At 71.0% G+C, this 338-nt stretch carries 1 protein-coding gene; it reads right to left on the reverse strand.

The genetic code is table 11. From position 1 onward, the window contains the following. Positions 1-338 (reverse strand): tRNA-guanine transglycosylase (locus DF200_RS10580; RefSeq protein ID WP_146192080.1); only part of this gene is annotated, 338 nt, incomplete at both ends.

Raw genomic sequence — 338 nt, forward strand, 5'->3', positions numbered from 1 at the left:
TGCGTGCGGGCGCCACGCAGTCGAACGTGTCGCCGCCGTTCTCCACGCCGGCGAAGATGTCGGCCCCCGCGGCGATGCCCAATACGTGTCGGGGCCGCAGCTCGGGCCTCTCGTCGCAGAGCCACGCGCAGATCTTGCCGAGGATGTGCTGCTCGCTGGCGCCGCCGATGCCCACGCCGTCGAAGTCGAGCGAGGCGATCTGCCGCGCGGCGTGACGGCGCAGGGCCTCATAGTTCGCGCCCTGTACGACGCCGCACAGCGCCTGAGACGGTTTGCCGAGCCGTTCGGCGGTCAGACGACGATGCGCGGCGACGCATCGTTTCGCCCAGCGGAACGTG

This window comes from Bifidobacterium catulorum, from assembly GCF_003129925.1.
Classification (GTDB): Bacteria; Actinomycetota; Actinomycetes; order Actinomycetales; family Bifidobacteriaceae; genus Galliscardovia; species Galliscardovia catulorum.